Annotated in this window: 14 protein-coding genes; 8 read left to right on the top strand and 6 right to left on the bottom strand. The window is 69.0% G+C overall.

Annotated features, from left to right (window positions below; all coding sequences use genetic code 11):
* Positions 1 to 6: 6 nt before the first annotated feature.
* The gene (locus Q0Z83_RS18850) at positions 7 to 789 is read right to left on the bottom strand and encodes an SDR family oxidoreductase (protein WP_317795264.1); all 783 of its coding nucleotides are present in this window, start codon (positions 787 to 789) and stop codon (positions 7 to 9) included.
* Between the two features lie 119 nt (positions 790 to 908).
* Between Q0Z83_RS18850 and Q0Z83_RS18845 the strand changes: the two genes are divergently transcribed.
* Positions 909 to 1,541, top strand: coding sequence for a TetR/AcrR family transcriptional regulator (locus Q0Z83_RS18845; RefSeq protein WP_317795263.1), 633 nt, complete (start codon positions 909 to 911; stop codon positions 1,539 to 1,541).
* 275 nt (positions 1,542 to 1,816) lie between these two features.
* On the opposite strand, the gene Q0Z83_RS18840 is transcribed toward Q0Z83_RS18845, so the two are convergent.
* Together Q0Z83_RS18840 and Q0Z83_RS18835 are read right to left on the bottom strand one after the other, a co-directional pair.
* Entirely contained in the window at positions 1,817 to 2,005 is a 189-nt protein-coding gene (locus Q0Z83_RS18840; RefSeq protein WP_317795262.1) for a DUF397 domain-containing protein, read from the bottom strand.
* A gap of 8 nt (positions 2,006 to 2,013) precedes the next feature.
* Positions 2,014 to 2,856: a helix-turn-helix domain-containing protein gene (locus Q0Z83_RS18835; protein WP_317795261.1), complete on the bottom strand. Its 843-nt coding sequence runs from the start codon at positions 2,854 to 2,856 to the stop codon at positions 2,014 to 2,016.
* Between the two features lie 188 nt (positions 2,857 to 3,044).
* On the opposite strand from Q0Z83_RS18835, the gene Q0Z83_RS18830 reads away from it, so the two are divergent.
* The gene (locus Q0Z83_RS18830) at positions 3,045 to 3,290 is read left to right on the top strand and encodes a hypothetical protein (RefSeq protein WP_317795260.1); all 246 of its coding nucleotides are present in this window, start codon (positions 3,045 to 3,047) and stop codon (positions 3,288 to 3,290) included.
* Positions 3,287 to 3,499 (top strand): hypothetical protein, encoded by a 213-nt coding sequence (locus Q0Z83_RS18825; protein ID WP_317795259.1) that lies wholly within the window; start codon positions 3,287 to 3,289, stop codon positions 3,497 to 3,499. Before Q0Z83_RS18830 ends, Q0Z83_RS18825 begins: the two co-directional genes overlap by 4 nt.
* Positions 3,500 to 3,583: 84 nt before the next feature.
* Here the strand turns inward: Q0Z83_RS18825 and Q0Z83_RS18820 are convergent, their stop codons facing one another.
* Both Q0Z83_RS18820 and Q0Z83_RS18815 read right to left on the bottom strand, forming a co-directional pair.
* Positions 3,584 to 5,143, bottom strand: a complete 1,560-nt coding sequence (locus tag Q0Z83_RS18820; RefSeq protein WP_317795258.1) for a trypsin-like serine protease — start codon at positions 5,141 to 5,143, stop codon at positions 3,584 to 3,586.
* A gap of 153 nt (positions 5,144 to 5,296) precedes the next feature.
* On the bottom strand, positions 5,297 to 6,316 hold the full coding sequence (locus Q0Z83_RS18815; RefSeq protein WP_317795257.1) for a LacI family DNA-binding transcriptional regulator: 1,020 nt from the start codon (positions 6,314 to 6,316) through the stop codon (positions 5,297 to 5,299).
* A 183-nt stretch (positions 6,317 to 6,499) separates the two neighbouring features.
* Between Q0Z83_RS18815 and Q0Z83_RS18810 the strand changes: the two genes are divergently transcribed.
* From Q0Z83_RS18810 to Q0Z83_RS18790, 5 genes are all read left to right on the top strand, one after another.
* Positions 6,500 to 8,950, top strand: a complete 2,451-nt coding sequence (locus Q0Z83_RS18810) for a CHAT domain-containing protein (protein WP_317795256.1) — start codon at positions 6,500 to 6,502, stop codon at positions 8,948 to 8,950.
* Positions 8,947 to 10,191, top strand: coding sequence for a hypothetical protein (locus Q0Z83_RS18805; RefSeq protein WP_317795255.1), 1,245 nt, complete (start codon positions 8,947 to 8,949; stop codon positions 10,189 to 10,191). The genes Q0Z83_RS18810 and Q0Z83_RS18805 overlap by 4 nt, the downstream gene beginning before the upstream one ends.
* 169 nt (positions 10,192 to 10,360) lie before the next feature.
* Positions 10,361 to 12,187, top strand: coding sequence for a caspase family protein (locus Q0Z83_RS18800; protein WP_317795254.1), 1,827 nt, complete (start codon positions 10,361 to 10,363; stop codon positions 12,185 to 12,187).
* 12 nt (positions 12,188 to 12,199) lie between these two features.
* A complete protein-coding gene (locus Q0Z83_RS18795) occupies positions 12,200 to 14,212 on the top strand; it encodes a CHAT domain-containing protein (protein ID WP_317795253.1) in 2,013 nt (670 codons plus the stop codon).
* Positions 14,209 to 14,907 (top strand): hypothetical protein, encoded by a 699-nt coding sequence (locus Q0Z83_RS18790; protein ID WP_317795252.1) that lies wholly within the window; start codon positions 14,209 to 14,211, stop codon positions 14,905 to 14,907. Before Q0Z83_RS18795 ends, Q0Z83_RS18790 begins: the two co-directional genes overlap by 4 nt.
* A 30-nt stretch (positions 14,908 to 14,937) precedes the next feature.
* Here the strand turns inward: Q0Z83_RS18790 and Q0Z83_RS18785 are convergent, their stop codons facing one another.
* Entirely contained in the window at positions 14,938 to 15,726 is a 789-nt protein-coding gene (locus tag Q0Z83_RS18785; protein WP_317795251.1) for an SDR family oxidoreductase, read from the bottom strand.

Raw genomic sequence — 15,726 nt, 5'->3', positions numbered from 1 at the left:
CCCGACTCAGACGCCGGCCGCAAGCGCCGGGCCCAACAGCAGGCCGCCGTCGAGTACCAGCTCGGTGCCGGTCGCGAACGACGCCTCCGGTGAGGTCAGATACAGCAGCGCGGCGCTGACGTCGGCCGGATCACCGAGCCGGGGGACCGCGAACGGCTCCGGGTCGTAGAAGTCCGAGATCGGTCGTTCGCCCGGCGCCGACGGCTCGTTGATCAGCTTGGTGGAGACAACGCCGGGGTGGATCGCGTTGACCCGGATGCCGTCGCGGCCCAGTTCGAGGGCGGCGGTCAGCGTCAGCCCTCGGATCGCCCATTTGCTCGCGACGTACGAGGCGTACAGCGCCGTACCGCCGTAGCCCATGGTCGAACCGATGTTCACGATGACCCCGCCGCCGGCCCGCCGCATCGCCGGGGTGACGGCCTTGATCCCGAGGAACTGACCGGTCACGTTGACCGCGAGGGTGCGGTCCCAACGGGCGAGGTCGGTGGCCTCGATCGTGGTGGCGGGATTCTGCACGCCGGCGTTGTTCACCAGGATCGTCAGCGCCCCGAAGGCCCGCTCGGCCGCGGCGACCGCGACGGTCCAGTCCTGCTCGCGGGTGACGTCGAGTCGCGTCGCCAGGGCGCGTTCGCCCAGTTCCGCGGCGAGTACGGAGGCCGTGTCGAAACCACCTGCGGTGCTGCCGATGACGACGTTCGCGCCCTCGGCGTGGTAGGCGCGGACGTGGCTTTCGCCGAGCCCGCCGGTGCCGCCGGTGACGAGGACGGTCTGGTCGGTGAAGCGTGGCATGAGCTGTTCCTTTGCGAAATGCCGGTGGTGAGTCGACCGACTCACCTCGTCCATGACGGTAGGCGTGCACCAGGTGGTGAGTCAAGTGACTCACCTCGCCATCGGGCATACTGGCGCCCATGAGCACCGAACCCTCCGCGTACCACCGACGGGTGGCCGAGGAGAAACGCACGGCCATCCTGAAGGCCGCGACCGACCTGTTCCTGGCCTCCGGCTACGACGGGACCTCGCTCGCCAAGATCGCGGACGCGGCCGGGGTCTCCAAAGCCACGCTGTTCAAGCAGTTCTCCACCAAGGCGGCGCTCTTCGACGCGATCGTCACCGAGGCCTGGCAGATCGACGAGCCCGACAGCAGCCCGGACCTACCCACCGACGACCTGCGGGCCGGACTCACCGCGATCGGTCACCGGTACGTCGAACTACTCACCCGACCCGGCATGACCGCCCTGTTCCGCATCGTCATCGCCGAGCTCCCACGCTTCCCCGAACTCGGGGAAGCACAGTTCAGCCGGGGCAAGATGCCCTACTTCGAGTCGGTCAGCCGCTACCTGATCGCCGCGCGCGAAGCGGGTGCCGCGAAGGTCGACGACGCCGACCTCGCCGCGACCCAGTTCCTCGGCATGATCGCCAACTTCGTCTTCTGGCCCGCGCTCCTGCTCACCGACTGGGCACCGGAACGCCCGGCGATCGAGCAGGCCGTGGAGGAGGCGGTGCACACCATGGTCGCGCGGTATCAGCGCCGCGATACGTGACAGGCGTGAACGTGCCAGCGAGGATGCGCCTCGATCAAAGCTCCCCAGCCGGCGACCGTCGCGTCCCCATCGCAGGCGTCAGAGGGCAGGCGGCGCTGTAGCTCCGGGCGAACCGCTTCGGCACGGTATGACCCGCTTCAAGAGATACCGTGACGGTGAGTCAACGGCCCCGGGGCGGATTCGCCTGATCGTGTGTCTGGTGGTGATCGCAGCGCCCTCCGGCCGCCCGCGGGAACGCAGGCGGCCTCCCGGAATCCGCAACCGGATGACGATCCCTAGAGGTCGAACTCGCCGTCCTTGGCCGCGCCGATGAACGCCTCCCACTCCGCCAGGGTGAAGGCGTGCGCGGGCTTGGTCCGGTCTTTCGTGTCACGGACCTCGATCGTGTCGTCCACGCGCCGGACCTCGACGCACGCGCCGTTGCTGCCACTGCGGGTGCTGGTGCGCCAGTTGTGGTCGAGCATGACTACTCCTATGGCTGGTGCTCCGCGTCGCGGATTTTCTTGATCATCTCAAGGGATGCGGTGGGTGACAACGCTGACGATCGAAGGTCATTGAAGACGGTCGTGCAGCGCTGCACGTCGTCACCCTCAGCGTAAAGGTCTCCGGTCAAACCCTCGATGTAGACCACCCCCGGACTGCCCGGAAAGTTGAGGATGGCGAAGCTCGAAAGCATGGAGGCGTAGGCGCCCTCGCGGAACGGGATCACTTGGAGAGTGACGTTCCGCAGCTTGGCCGCTTCGAGTAGGGCGGTGAGCTGGTCACGTATGACCTCGGCCCCGCCGATCTGCCGATGGAGAACCGCTTCGTCCATCACGGCGACAAGCCGCAGTCGGCCTTCCGTGATCAGCTTCTGGCGTTCCAGTCGGACGGTCACTCGCTGCTCGATCGCCTCCGTGCTCGGCTTGAACGCATCCTCGCTCGTCATGGCCCGGGCGTAAGCCTCGGTCTGGAGCAAGCCGGGGACCACGATGGTCTGGAAGTCCTGGATCTCCTCAGCCGCGGATTCGAGGCCGATGTACTGGCGGTAGACCTGCGGCAGGTCGCTGTACTTCGCCCACCACCCGCGCGCCTTGCCCTCGCGCGCCATCGACAGCAGGGTCTCGCGCAGCTCTTCGTCCTGCACGTCATACCGGTTGAGAAGCGCGGTCAGTGAAGGTCCCTTGATGCCGACCTTGCCAGACTCGATCCGGCGCAGCGTGCTCGCCGTGACCTCGATGGACTCAGCCGCCTTGTCGGTCGACACCTTGGCTTCTTCCCGCAGACGGCGCAGCTGCGCGCCGAGCTGGAATCTCACGAACGTCGGACTGTCCACGCCGAGCATTCTGCCTCACGCATCGACGCTTGATCACCCCTGCGTGCACTCTTTCGGTTGAATCAAAACGCGCATCCAAAGTTGACTCAATAAAAATGCGCGCGCAGAATCCGCGGTGCGGGTGTGGTGGCTGCGGATCCCGTGCTGCGGCAGCCACACCCGCACCTACTCCACGGAAGGAGAAGGCCATGCGAAGGCACCGCGAAGTGCGCGTGTGGTTCATGCCCTGGAAGACGCGATGCGCCTGCGGCTGTGCCTGGTTCCCCTGCCCGGACGCGGTGACCGTCGATCCGCCCGCCGTCACCGAATCCCTGCGCATCGCGGATCCACGCTGGAACGGACCGACGGTTCACTTCGTTGCGGTCCGCCCGGTGCGAGGCAATGAGCGGCCGCTGATGACCAAGGGTCAACAGTGGCGCAGCCGGCGGCAGTGAGAGTCCACACGCCGGAACGGCCGTCGTGGGACTGCCTCGCGTGCGGGCACCTGTGGCCCTGTGATCCGGCCCGCGAGGAGTTGAAGGCGGACCATGACCTGGTGCAACTCGCCATCTACATGTGGGACCGACTCGAGGAGGCGGTACGCGATCTGCCGCCGACCCCGGCGACGGAGATGTTCGAGCGCTTCCTGAAATGGACACGCTGACCACGCCAGACCTCCGACCGGGCTACGGGTCGTCGCCTGGCAGGCCCGCGGCCAGACCGCGGACCTGCCGTGCTGAAGACGGCGTCAGAGGGCGTTCAGATCGAACTTCTCCCACGAACCGCCGACCGTGTCCCGGTTGGCGATCAGCGGCTTGACCCCGGCGTCCTCGGCCGTGACGAACTTGCCGTTCACCACCGCCTTCAAGCTGACGCTGCCGTCGGCGTTACGGACCAGCAGGAACTTCTCCCACGTCCCGCCGACGTAGTCACGGTTGGCGATCAACTCCCGGTCACCGGCACCGTCGGCCGTGACGTACTTGCCGTTCACCTGCGCCCGCAACGCGATCACACCGTCACCCAGCTCGAACGAGTCGAACTTCTCCCACGAGCCGCCCACCGTGTCCCGGTTGGCGATCAGCGGGTTCGCCCCGCCGTTATCCGCGGTCACGTACTTGCCGTTGACCCGGGCACGCAGACTGACCGACTTCGCCGGCGTCACCGACAGGGCCCGGAACGCCGTGCCCTGGCCACACTTGCTGGCCCCAGGGACGGGGTAACCCGCGATGCTCAGCTTCGCGCCCACCTTGACGACGGCCGGATCACCATCGATCGGACGGTACGTCACACCACCGGACGACAGCAGCAGGCACCCCTCGACCCCCTGCGTCACCGTGCCGAGCACCGTCTCCACCGCGTACGCCTGAGTGACCTGGAAGCGGAGACCCTGGGTGCAGGAGCCCACCGGGCTCGGGGCCCGATAGCCGTACACATGAACGGTCTGCCCCGCCTTGACGACCGCGGCGTCACCCCCGGCCAGCTGATACGTGCCGCTGCCGACCTTGACGACCAGACATCCGGTCCCGCCGGCGGCCTCCACCCGGCCGGTCAGCTCGAACTCCTTGAGCTGGCCGACCCAGTCGCCCAGCCCGTCGACCCGGGTCGACGTGGCGTCGCGCAACGTGCTCGTCTCGGCGAGACACCCACCCTGTCGCGAGGTGCTGAGCACTGCGACCAGTTCGGCCGTACCGTCGCTCTTCTCCCGGATCACCGGCCCACCGGCGTCGCCCTTGCAGATCGTGCCGTCCGCCAGCGGCATGACCGCCAGACCCGTCGCCGAGACGTCCTGCACCGAGATCTGAGTGGTGTGCGGCAGCGCCGGCACCCACTCGGTCGAGGTCCGACCGAAGCCGAGGACCCGCAACGTCTCCCCGGCCACCGGGGCGGCGGCAGACACCGGAGCGCTGCCCCGTACCCCGGTCACGCTCTTGGCCAGATGCGCCACGACCAGGTTCCGGTCGTCGCGCACGTGCAGGTAGTCGACCACCACGGTCTGCGCGGCCGTCGGCTGATCCGAACGGGTCGTCACCCTACTGCCGGCCGGCGCCGGGCCGGTGACCGCGACGGCCGACCCGACGGTGAAGCACTCCTTCGACGTGGCCACCAGGTTGGGATCGACCAGCACCCCGGTGCAGGCCCGATCGCCTCCGACAGCCACCTTGACCACATACCCGTACGCCGCGTCCGCCGTCGGGACCGCACCGGCCAACGCCTGATCGGCCGCGGCCAGACCGGCCAACCCGAGGACCGAGGCCGCCAGCATCGCCGTCGCCCGGGCGCCGAGCAGCCTTCGCTTCTTTACCGTCATCACTTTCCCCCGTTGTGTATCGAACAGATCCACACCGGACAGTATCGTCACTCGTCGATTCCCGTAGGGGGCGAACGGAAAAGTTGGCATCCTATTACCAGGCCACCTCGCGATGACCCGGCGCTGCGCCGAGAACGGGCCCCGCCCGACCGATCAGGTCGACCCGCGAACGATCAATTCCACCGGCATGACCACGCCGGACGCGTCGTCGCCGTCGATGCGACGCAGCAGCTGACTGGTCAGCCGATCGGCGTAGCGGCGCCACGGGATACGCACGGTCGTCAGCTGCGGCGTGGTACCGACAGCGATCGGGGCGTCGTCGTAGCCGCCCACCGCCACATCCTCGGGGACCCGCCGTCCGGCCCGTGCGCAGGCGTCGAGCACGCCGGCGGCCATCACGTCGGAGGCGGCGAAGATCGCGTCCAGGTCGGGCGCCTGACGCAGGAGCCGCTCGGCCGCGGTGACACCACCGGCGTACGTGTAGTCGCCGTGAACCACGAGCGCGGGATCGAACGCGCCGACGGCGTCACGATAGCCGGCCAGCCGCTCGACGCCACCGGGCAGATCCATCGGCCCGGTGACGACGCCGATCCGCCGCCGCCCCCGCGAACGCAGGTAGGCGACCATCTGCCGCGCACCCTCACGATCGTCGCTGGTCACATAGGAGACCCGCCGCTCGTGACCCAGCGGCGTTCCACAGGCCACCACCGGCACATGACGGCCGACCAGGTCGTCGACCGCAGGCGACGCGAGCGGCGCGGAGAACATCAGCACCGGGTCGTCGAGCCGGGCGGCCAACATCCGCACGGCCACCTCGGGCGGCCCGTCGCCGGGGACCGGCGTGACCATCATGATCTGCTGCTCGCCGAGAGAGCGCAGGCAGTCGAGCAGCAGCGCGTTGACGTTCGGATCCGCCAGCAACCGGTCCCCGGACACACAGTGCAGAAACGCCACCGTCGCGGGACGGGCACCGGCGAGCCGACGGGCGTGCTCGTTGGGCACATACCCGGTGCCGGCCAGCGCACGCTGCACGGCCCGGCGGCTGGCGTCGCCGACCGGATGACCGTTCAGAACCCGCGAGACGGTCCCGACGGACACCCCTGCGGCACGGGCGACGTCATAGATCGTGGCGCGCCCGGAACGCGGCCGACCGGCCCCCGCACGCCCCGACATCGGTGAACCGTACCAGCACCTTCGCTTCTTCCTCGTGTTCGCTGAGGCCCGGTTCTCCGCCTTCGCCGACGTAGGCCTCGTCGACTGTGCGGCTGGTGTGCGGCCACGCATGATCAACGCTTCGAGGCGACAGGGGCCGACCATGACTCGGCCGAGCTCCGTCGACATTTGCATAATCGATTGATGGAGGGTTCCGCGCGCGACCCGGAGAAGGAACATCTCAGCAAGGTCGCGCGCTTCGTCACAGACATCGTTCAGGCGGCGTGGCTTCTGCAGTCGAGAATGGGCGAGAGCACCGAGGTATCTGTCCGCGACGCGGTGGTGAGCCTGGTCACGGAACGCAGTCCGCGCGCCAGATTTCGGATGATCGCTGAGCGCGAGGAGTTCCGCAGTCCCAAGGCCGAACGGCTGATGGACCGCATCATCGACTTCGTTCGCACCGTGCCCCTGCCCGACGACTCTTATGAGCGGTTCTTCACCGCGCACCTCGAGATGATCAGAACCGTCCGTACGGGCGCGGTCGAGGCCGATGACATGCCGGTGGAGCCGCCCGACGCGGACTTTCGAGCGGACCGGCCGCAGAACGCCGGGGAGTGGGACGACCGGGCGCGTACCCTGCGTGACCGCGGCCAGATCGAAGAGGCCAGGGCGGCCTTCGTCGAGGCCGTTCGCCTGGCCCGGGCCGAGGGCGAGGCCTCGGTCGAGGGCAGTGCGGAGATCGGCCTGTTCACCTTGCTGTCGAGGACCGCCCACATGGTGAAGGGAACCCGTCAGCGGATGCTGGTACACGCCCGCCGCGGTGCGGACGCCTACCGCCGGGCTCCCGACCCCACCGGCGAAGCCAACGCGGTCGTGGCGATGATCACCGTCCTGACCGACCTCGCCGACCAGCGGAACCTGGAAAGCGCGCTGAATCGCCTGCAACGGTTGGATGAGGATCAGGCGCGGTGGTGGCGGGCCTACGCGGCCGCGATGACCGCGAAAGAGATCGAGCCGATGATCACTGGGCTGCAGTGGTGCGTCGAGTCGGCCGACCTGCTCGGCTCCCACGCCGACTTCTACCGCAAGATGTGCGAGGGCAAGCTGGCACTCCTGGAAGGCCGACGAATACCCCTGGGTGACGGTGATTCCGAGTTCTTCCGGGCCGCGGTGACCGCACTCGAGGTGGCGGCCGACGGCCCGACCGAGGAGGCGGCGCGTCGACTTGACGAGATCCTTCGCAAGGTCGAGGAGCTGCGGAAGTACGGGCGGTCGCAGGCCCTCCAGCGAGAGCTCTCGGACGCCCATGAGATCACCTACCGGACGGCGGAGCGGTGCGCCGAAACGCTGCGTGGCGCGGAGGAGGCGATCGACGTCCACGAGCTCGCCGCGAGTCGGGCCCTGCTCGCGCAGACGGCGATGCACAAGCTGTGGCGACAATGGCATCCGCAGGTGTGGGAGGACTCCCGTTCGACGGTGCTTCAGGAGGCGCTCGGGACGTACGTCGTCGCGCCGACCGAACCGAACCGTCGGTTGCTCACCCGGGTGTTCGGCGACCAGCGGGATGCACTGGAGCGTCAGGAGCAAAGGCTCCTGGCGGCCACGCCCGGCCTCACCACGGCCACGTCACCGATGCCGACCTGGTCGGTGCGGGCCTTGCTCGCCGAGAACGACCGCGTGGTGGTCTGCGGCGCCGACGGTTCGATCTTCCTCATCAGCGGGGGCGGCTGCCGGGCGATCGGCCGTTTCCGCGTGGAGGAGGTCGACGAGGTGGTCGAGGGCATACTGGCTCAGCTGTCCAGCCCGCTGGGCGGAGCGCAGGCCGGCTCCGAGGCGCTCTCCTGGCTCACGGCCCATCTCCTGCAACCGGTCTCAGATCACGTTCCGCGGGGGTGCCGGCTGTTCTTCGTGCCGCACGGGTCGCTATGGCGGATCCCCCTGGGAGTGCTGGCGCCCACGATGCTTTCCGCGACCCGTGAAGTGAGCTACGTGCCGAGCCTCACCCTGTTGGCGCACCTGCTGACCAAGCCACGGCTCAAGCGCGTCCTCGAACGTTTCGTCGGATTCGGTGATCCCGACGGCAGCCTGCCGCACGCCAGAGCGGAGATCGACTACGCGGCGAGCACGTTCATCGACGCGTTCACCGTGACCGGGGATCGGCTCGACTACCACATGATGATGGCCCACCTCGCCGATGCCGACGTCGCCCATCTGGGCTGCCACGGGTTCTTCTTCCCCGATGATCCGGACTTCTCCGCCCTACACTTCGCCGGTCCCGCCGACCGTCCCGAGGTGCTCTGGTACGGCGAACTCGCACGCTACGAGCTCAACGCGAGGCTGGTCGTTCTGGCGGCCTGTCACGCGGGGACCGGCGTGATGCGGTTCGGTTCGGAGTACGTCGGCTTCCCCGGCGCGTTTCTCGCCGCCGGAGCGCAGGGAGTGCTGGCACCCCTGTGGGCGGTCTCCGACGCCTCGACCGAAACGCTCATGCGGCACTTCTATCGGGCCCTCCAGAAGTTCGCCCCGCCCGCCGAGGCGTTGCGGCAGGCACAGCAGGCGATGGCTGCCGATCCGAGCACGACCCATCCTTATCATTGGGCGGGTTTCCAGTTGTTCGGCGCACCAGCCACGTACAGATTTCCCGGTGCGTCATGACCGGCGCACGGGACATCGAGCCACCTCCGCCCGAGACCCTGGCCAGACCGCCCGACGAACTCCAGATCGGCCACGACCTGGAGGATGTCTACTGCGCTTACACCGAGGCGGACGTGATCATCACTCGGGGTTTTCCGGACTTCGTCCTGGAGAGGATGCACGACATGTGCGGATGGACCGCCGACCGGATCCGCGAGCTGGGAGTGGATCCGACCGTCGTGGATCGGTTCGAGGAGATCGTGGCCGAACTGCCGGGGCACCCCGAGTTCGCCCGGTTCGGACCGGACTGGGCGCAGTCCAGAGTGCAGATCAGCGCGGAGATGGAGAACATGCAACATCTCGTGCGCACCGCGATCGACAGTCACCGGGTGCGGTACTACGACTACGGCGTCATGATCTGCCGGATCCGGCTGTGCGTACGAATGATCCGCCTGATCCCGGCGCTCCCCGAGAACCTGGCGGACCAGTTCTCCCACCTCCAACAGACCTATCACGCGGAACTGTCACGCGCCACGGCCGTCCTCCAGACGATGGTCGCGCAGGAGAGCCCCACCCGGCAGCGCGACCCCGGTCAGATCCACCTGGACCGGGCCTTCGAAGCGTTCACCGACTATCTCGCGATCTGGCGGACCGGTGAGGCCCTCGTCACCGACGACCTGACCGGACATCTGCGGGAACTCACCACAGCGATCGGTTTCCGCGGCAGCGACCGGTCCAAACAGGAACTGGTCTGGCTGCGGCATCCGAAACCGCTGGCAGAGGAGGATCGGCTACCTCTGCCCGTCCCGCACTCCTCCGACGATCGCGAGCGGCTCGCGTTCTTGCTGGACCAGACGAAACAGCTGGTGGCGGACGGAGACGTCGAGGGCTTCCTCGAGCGGATGCGACATCTGCTCCACATGTACCGTGCCGTCTTGGGCCCGATCCACCCTCTCACCCTGCACGTCCATGTCGACTTCGCCGCGGGCTACGTCGCTGTCGGCCGCTCCGGCACGGCAACCCTGATGCTTCATGACATCGTCAACACCGCGCTGTACTACTACGGGCCCTACCACCCGGCCAGGTACCTGATCGCCGCTCACGCCCATTCGTATCTCACGCTCACGGATCCGGAGTCGGCCGGAGAACTTTACGACTTTCCACTCAAGTCCCTGGTCGAGCGTGCGGAAACGGATCTGCCATCCGGCTTGCACCAGGCTCGCCGAACCATCCGGGAATCGCTCGGCATGGACGCTTCCTGACAAACGCCGCCGCAGACCCGATCACCGTGGCCGGCTACTCGGAATGGGCCGCCCGTTCGTGCCGGACCGCGAACCGTTCGGCCCGTTCACACCGCGAGGCCACCGAACGGCCCCGCTCGATCCATATCCTCAATGGAGCCGACTGCCGACGGCGAGGATGGTGAGCGATGTGACGGATCGTGCTCTGGTTGTCGCGAGTCAGATCCACGGCCTGTTCGGCTGCCACGATGACGCCGACCTGACCGGCGACGTCCTGAAGTCGCGTGGTTTCGAGGTCACCTCGCTGCGGGAGCGCTCGGCATCCCGGGCCGGCGTGCTCGAAGCGTTCGAGGACTTGATCACCGCGACCCGGCCGGGGGACGCCGTGGTCGTCTACTACTCCGGCCACGGCGGGCGCGCGACGACGGACCTGCCCGGTGTGCCTCGAGAACTGCGATTCCTGCTACCGACCGACGTGGCCGAAACCAGGACAGAGGACTTTCGGGGAATTCTGGCGGACGAACTGAGCGTGCTGCTGTGTCGGCTGACGCTGCGCAGCCCGAACGTGACCGCGATCCTGGACTGTTGCTACTCGTCGCGGATGGCCCGCGGGGATGGCCCCCGGGCGCGCGGCTGGGAGATGGACTGGCCGGTCACGGCGGTGACGCGGCGGTGGCAGGAGGCGGCGGACGCCTTCGCTCGACTGCAGGCCGCCCATCCGGACGCCCGATGGAACGATGCCAACCCCGACGCGGTACGGGTGATGGCGTGCGGTTCTCTGGAGACCGCAATGGAGGGTTGGTCCCCCGAACTGGGCCGCTCCCACGGCTACCTCACGGCCGCGCTGATGCCGATCCTGCGCGACGATCCGTACGTGACCTGGACGGAGGCGATCGACCGCGCCCGTCTGCCGGTCATGGCCCGTAACCCTCTGCAGCGACCGGAGGCGGCGGGCCCGTCCGACCGCGTGGCGTTCACGACGACCTTGCGCCCGTCCGGGCGGCCACACCCGATCCGGGTGGACACGATGACCGGCCAGGCGTGGATCGACGGCGCCCGCCTACACGGCGTCCGTCCCGGCGATGAACTTCTGCTCGCTCCCGCCGGACGATCCCCGGACCCGGACGCGCCGATCGTCCGTGTCAGCCACCTCGAGGGGGAGGCGGCCGCACTGACGGCTCCCAGCGAGGTCACCATCGAGGGAACGGCGCACCCCTGGCGCAGTACCGGCCAGGATGTCTGCGTGCGGGTAGCCCACGCGGACGACGCGATCGTCGCGGCGTTGACCTCGATCCCGGGCGTCCGTGTCGTGACGGAGGGCGAGGAGGCTGCGATCGTGACGGTCTCCGCCGGCTACCTGCTGCACGACGGCGCCGGTCTCCCTCTGCACCGCGACCCGCAGCCCGACCCGGTCCGGCTGCGACGCCAGGTCGACGGCCTGGTCACCTCGGCGCGACTACGCAGCCTCGGCGACGAGCCCGGCGACCTGGACGCGCCCGTGCAACTGCGCCTCGACGGTCCCACCGGGCCGGTTACCGACGGCGTCGTCCTTCACCGGGGCGACGGAATCCGCATCGCCGTGACCAGCGGCGCCGATGCCTCGGCCACCGTCTATGCGAGTGTGCTGGACCTCGGTCTCGCGGGCCGAGTCACGATCCTGAACGAGTCCGAACCGGCCGGGATGGCGCTCGCCCCCGGCGACACCCGAGCCATCGGCGAGCGACCCGGCGGGCACGACCCGGGCCTCCCGCTGCTCTGGCCGTCGGCGGTGCCGCCCGCCGGACCCCGCTGTGAGACGCTCCTGGCGGTCTTCTCCGACGTGCCACAGGACCTTCGCGGCCTAGCCCGCGAAGGAGTCACCGAGCGCGGCGGCCCGAGCGCGGGAGGAACGCTCGCGGCGATGCTGCGGTCTGGCACACGCGAATTCTGGACCGGACCGGAGACGGCACGGTTCGCGATCCGACAAGTGACGTTCCTGCTGTGTCCGGGCGGCACGACCTGCCCATGCGGGCGATGACCGATGCAGCACATGTTCTTCGAGGATCACCTGGAGGCGCGGCACGCGGCCGTCTACGCGGTGTGCGCCCTCATGCACGCCTCCAGCCCGGCGGAGATGGCGGAGGTGGTGCAGGCCGAACACGCACTGCGTACCCCGGCCGCCACCGCTTTCGTCGGGGAATTGATCGAGGACGCGGCGGCATCCGGCCTCTCGCTCGGCTACCTGGAGGCATTGCGGGACATGTTGAGCCGGTTGCCCCCCTTCGAGGAGCCCCAGCACCGAACCGCACCGGCGGACGCCGCGGACACCGACGCCCTACAGCATGCGCGGGAACTGATCGCAGCGGACCGCGTGGAGGAGGCCGAATCGATCCTCGTCCGCGCCGCCGAAGCGGCCCGGGACACGGGTGATCCGCGTTCGGAGGGCCACGCCGAGGGCATGCTCTGCGACCTGATCCTCCGCACGGTGTGGCCGGCGCCGGGTTCCCTGGAGCGGCTCGCCCAACACGCCGACCGCGCCGTCCGTGCACTCTCCCGAGCCAGGGACGACACCGGGCTGGCCGCCGCGCTCCGTCGACTGTTGGTGGCCGCGCTCGGGCTCGGCGACGAACCGCTTCTGACGCAGACCATCGGCCGGCTCGGCGTGGTGGACCCACGCGGCATGCCGTGGTGGTTCACCTACGTGCAGGCGGTGCAGAGTGACGATCCGGAGTACACCCGCGCCCAACTGGAATGGTGCCTCGAGAACACGACCAAGCTCGGCTCCGACGCCGCGACCTGGATCCCACTCTGCGAGCACCGCCTAGCGGTCGCCACCGGCCACACCGGTGAACTGTCCGCCCTACCGCCCGCCCTCGCCGAGGCGCCACCGTCCCCCGCCCTACGAGAACGCCTGGAAACGTTGGTCGCACGCTCCGAGCGGATGCGAGCGACGACCCGGTCCGGGACGATTCATCGGGGACTGTCCGCCGTATACACGCCGGTCTACGAGGCGCTGGCACGCTGTGTGACCGGTGCCGAAGCCGTCGACGTGCTCGAGCGCAATGCCAGCCGATCGCTGCTGGCCGCCACCGCCCCGGCGGCCGGCGGCACGCTCGACGATCTCGTCCGCAGCTACGCGGCACGGCCGAGCGACGCGAACCGGCACCTACTCACCGTCGGCCTACGGCGACAGCGCGACCGGGAACGCATCGCCGCGCAGCGAATCCGGGCCACCGGAGAGATCCCGCCCCCGGTGACCGTCGCCCGACTCCGCGAGTTACTCCACGAAGACGACGCCGTGCTGGTGCGGGACAGGTGGCTGATCGATCGCGCCGGAATCACCGAAGACCCGGTCGGCACACGGGTGGCGCCTGGCGCCCGGCTGTTCGTGGTCCCGGACGTGGGGGCGTGGGCGACACCCGCCGACCCGGAGCTGACGGCACGGTATCGAGTCGGCCGAGTGCCGAGCCTGAGCATCCTGGCGCGGATCCTGCAGAGCCCGGCCCGACCGGCATCCACCCTACTCGCGTTCGCCGACCCGGACGGCTCCCTGCCGCACGCACGCCGCGAGGGCAAGGCTGCCGCCCACCACTACGCCGAATCCACGGTGCACACCGGCGCCGATGCCACCCCGGACCGCTATCGGCAGGAAGCCGGCGGCGCAGACGTCGTGCATCTGGCCTGCCACGGCTTCTACCTTCCAGAGAACCCGGACTACTCCGGCTTGCGACTGGCCGACGGCGCGCTGCTCTGGTACGCGGACGTCCGCCGGACCCCGCTCTCAGCCGCGCTCGTCGTACTCGGCGCCTGCCACGCCGGGACCGGTGAGATCCTCGCCGGCGCCGAGTACGTCGGGCTGCCCGGGGCTCTCCTCGCCGCCGGAGCCCGCACCGTCGTCGCACCACTGTGGCAGGTCGACGACGCCGTCACCGCCGACCTGATGCGCCGTTTCCACCGGCTCTACGCTGAGACCGGACGGCCCGCAGAGTCGCTGCGGCAGGCCGCAGCAGCGACCGGCAGCGCGGCTACCGTAGCCGCGTTCCAACTGTTCGGTGCGCCATGACCGAATCCGTCGACCGGGATCTGAACCCACCCACCGCCCTGTCACCGGAACCACCCTGGGAACTGTGGCTGGGCTTCGACCTGGAGCAGTTCTACGAGATCTTCGGCGAGTTGTACTTCGTGGCCTTCGCGCTGCCCCCCGAGACGGTCGAGGAACTCGGGACCGTACGCCGATGGACCGTGCATCAGCTACGACAGTTGCGCGTCCCCACCATGCTGATCGAAGCCGCCGACTACGCCGCCGGCGACCTGACCACCTGGACCCGACCGCAGACCATGGTCGACCCGTCGCTCAACCGCCGGCGCCGATCCATCCGTGACACGTTCGAGCTGCTGATCCAGATCACCGGTAGCCACGTACGCCCGGAGCGTCGCCGCTACTACGACCTCGGCGTGATGTTCTACCGGTTGCGGATGTGCGTGGACGTCGAGAGGATGCGCGACGCGTGGCCGGACTGGGTGCACCACGGCTGGCCCGGCATCGTCGAGGTGTACCAGCGGGAACTGGCCCGCAGCGCCCGAGTGCTGATCGACGCGGTTGCCGCAGACGACGCCGACCCGGCCCTGCATGAGCTGGACGACGCATTCCGAACCCTGACCACATATCTGGAGACCGATGTCCCGCCGGACGACGAGCTCCGCAGCCGGATCGCAACCGCGGCGCAGGCGGCCGGGCTCCTGCCCCGCCTGCCGTAGACGCCGAATCCTCGTGACCCGACCGACCGATCACAGGTACCCACCGCTGCCGCCGGCCACATCGATGGAAGTACCGGTCACATACGACGCCAGCGGCGACAGCAACACCGCGACGATCGGCGCCACCTCATCAGCCTCACCCAGCCGCCCGAGCAACACACCACGCCTCTCGGCCTCAGCGGCGCACCACTGCTCGTACGGCATCTCGGAAGCGGTCGCCGCATGCCGGACCCGCTGCCGCTCGGTGCGGATCGCGCCGACGTTGACCGCGTTGATCAGGATCCCGCGATCAGCCAGCTCGACAGCCAACGACCGCGACAGATTGAGCAGCGCCGCACGAGTGGCGCTGACCGCAGCCATCGACGGTTCCGGCGCACGCCCGGTGATCCCGTTGACGATCACGATCCGAGGCGCATCCGACCCGCTCAGCGCACCCACGGCGGCGGTGACCGTGTTCAACGCGGCCCCCACCTTCATCTCGAACTGCTCCACCCAACCGTCGTACGGCGTCGTCAGCGCCCCACCGGTACGGCCCGACCCGGCGTTGACGACCAGCCCGTCGAGCCGCCCGAACCGTGCCACCGCGGCATCGACCGCATCCCGAACGGCGGCCGCGTCACGTACATCCGCCGGAAAGCCCGCGAAACGCTCCCGAACCGCCGGATCAAGGCCGGCCGCCACAGCATCGAGGTCCGCGGACCGCCGCGCGCAGGCCGCCACCGACGCCCCCTCGGCGAGCAGCAACCGCACCACCGCCCGACCGATGCCATGACTGCCGCCGCTGACGAACACGCCCCTCCCGGCCAACCCCAGATCCAT

This window comes from Actinoplanes sichuanensis, from assembly GCF_033097365.1.
GTDB classification, from domain to species: Bacteria; Actinomycetota; Actinomycetes; order Mycobacteriales; family Micromonosporaceae; genus Actinoplanes; species Actinoplanes sichuanensis.
Note: the sequence above shows the minus strand (reverse complement) of the source record. Positions and strands in the feature narration are given on the sequence as shown.

What these genes read in the sequence shown, in the direction of transcription:
- Q0Z83_RS18850 (WP_317795264.1), bottom strand. Translation starts at nt 789, where the DNA reads ATGCCACGCTTCACCGACCAGACCGTCCTCGTCACCGGCGGCACCGGC.
- Q0Z83_RS18845 (WP_317795263.1), top strand. Translation starts at nt 909, where the DNA reads ATGAGCACCGAACCCTCCGCGTACCACCGACGGGTGGCCGAGGAGAAA.
- Q0Z83_RS18840 (WP_317795262.1), bottom strand. Translation starts at nt 2,005, where the DNA reads ATGCTCGACCACAACTGGCGCACCAGCACCCGCAGTGGCAGCAACGGC.
- Q0Z83_RS18830 (WP_317795260.1), top strand. Translation starts at nt 3,045, where the DNA reads ATGCGAAGGCACCGCGAAGTGCGCGTGTGGTTCATGCCCTGGAAGACG.
- Q0Z83_RS18820 (WP_317795258.1), bottom strand. Translation starts at nt 5,143, where the DNA reads ATGACGGTAAAGAAGCGAAGGCTGCTCGGCGCCCGGGCGACGGCGATG.
- Q0Z83_RS18815 (WP_317795257.1), bottom strand. Translation starts at nt 6,316, where the DNA reads ATGTCGGGGCGTGCGGGGGCCGGTCGGCCGCGTTCCGGGCGCGCCACG.
- Q0Z83_RS18810 (WP_317795256.1), top strand. Translation starts at nt 6,500, where the DNA reads ATGGAGGGTTCCGCGCGCGACCCGGAGAAGGAACATCTCAGCAAGGTC.
- Q0Z83_RS18805 (WP_317795255.1), top strand. Translation starts at nt 8,947, where the DNA reads ATGACCGGCGCACGGGACATCGAGCCACCTCCGCCCGAGACCCTGGCC.
- Q0Z83_RS18795 (WP_317795253.1), top strand. Translation starts at nt 12,200, where the DNA reads ATGTTCTTCGAGGATCACCTGGAGGCGCGGCACGCGGCCGTCTACGCG.
- Q0Z83_RS18790 (WP_317795252.1), top strand. Translation starts at nt 14,209, where the DNA reads ATGACCGAATCCGTCGACCGGGATCTGAACCCACCCACCGCCCTGTCA.
- Q0Z83_RS18785 (WP_317795251.1), bottom strand. Translation starts at nt 15,726, where the DNA reads ATGGATCTGGGGTTGGCCGGGAGGGGCGTGTTCGTCAGCGGCGGCAGT.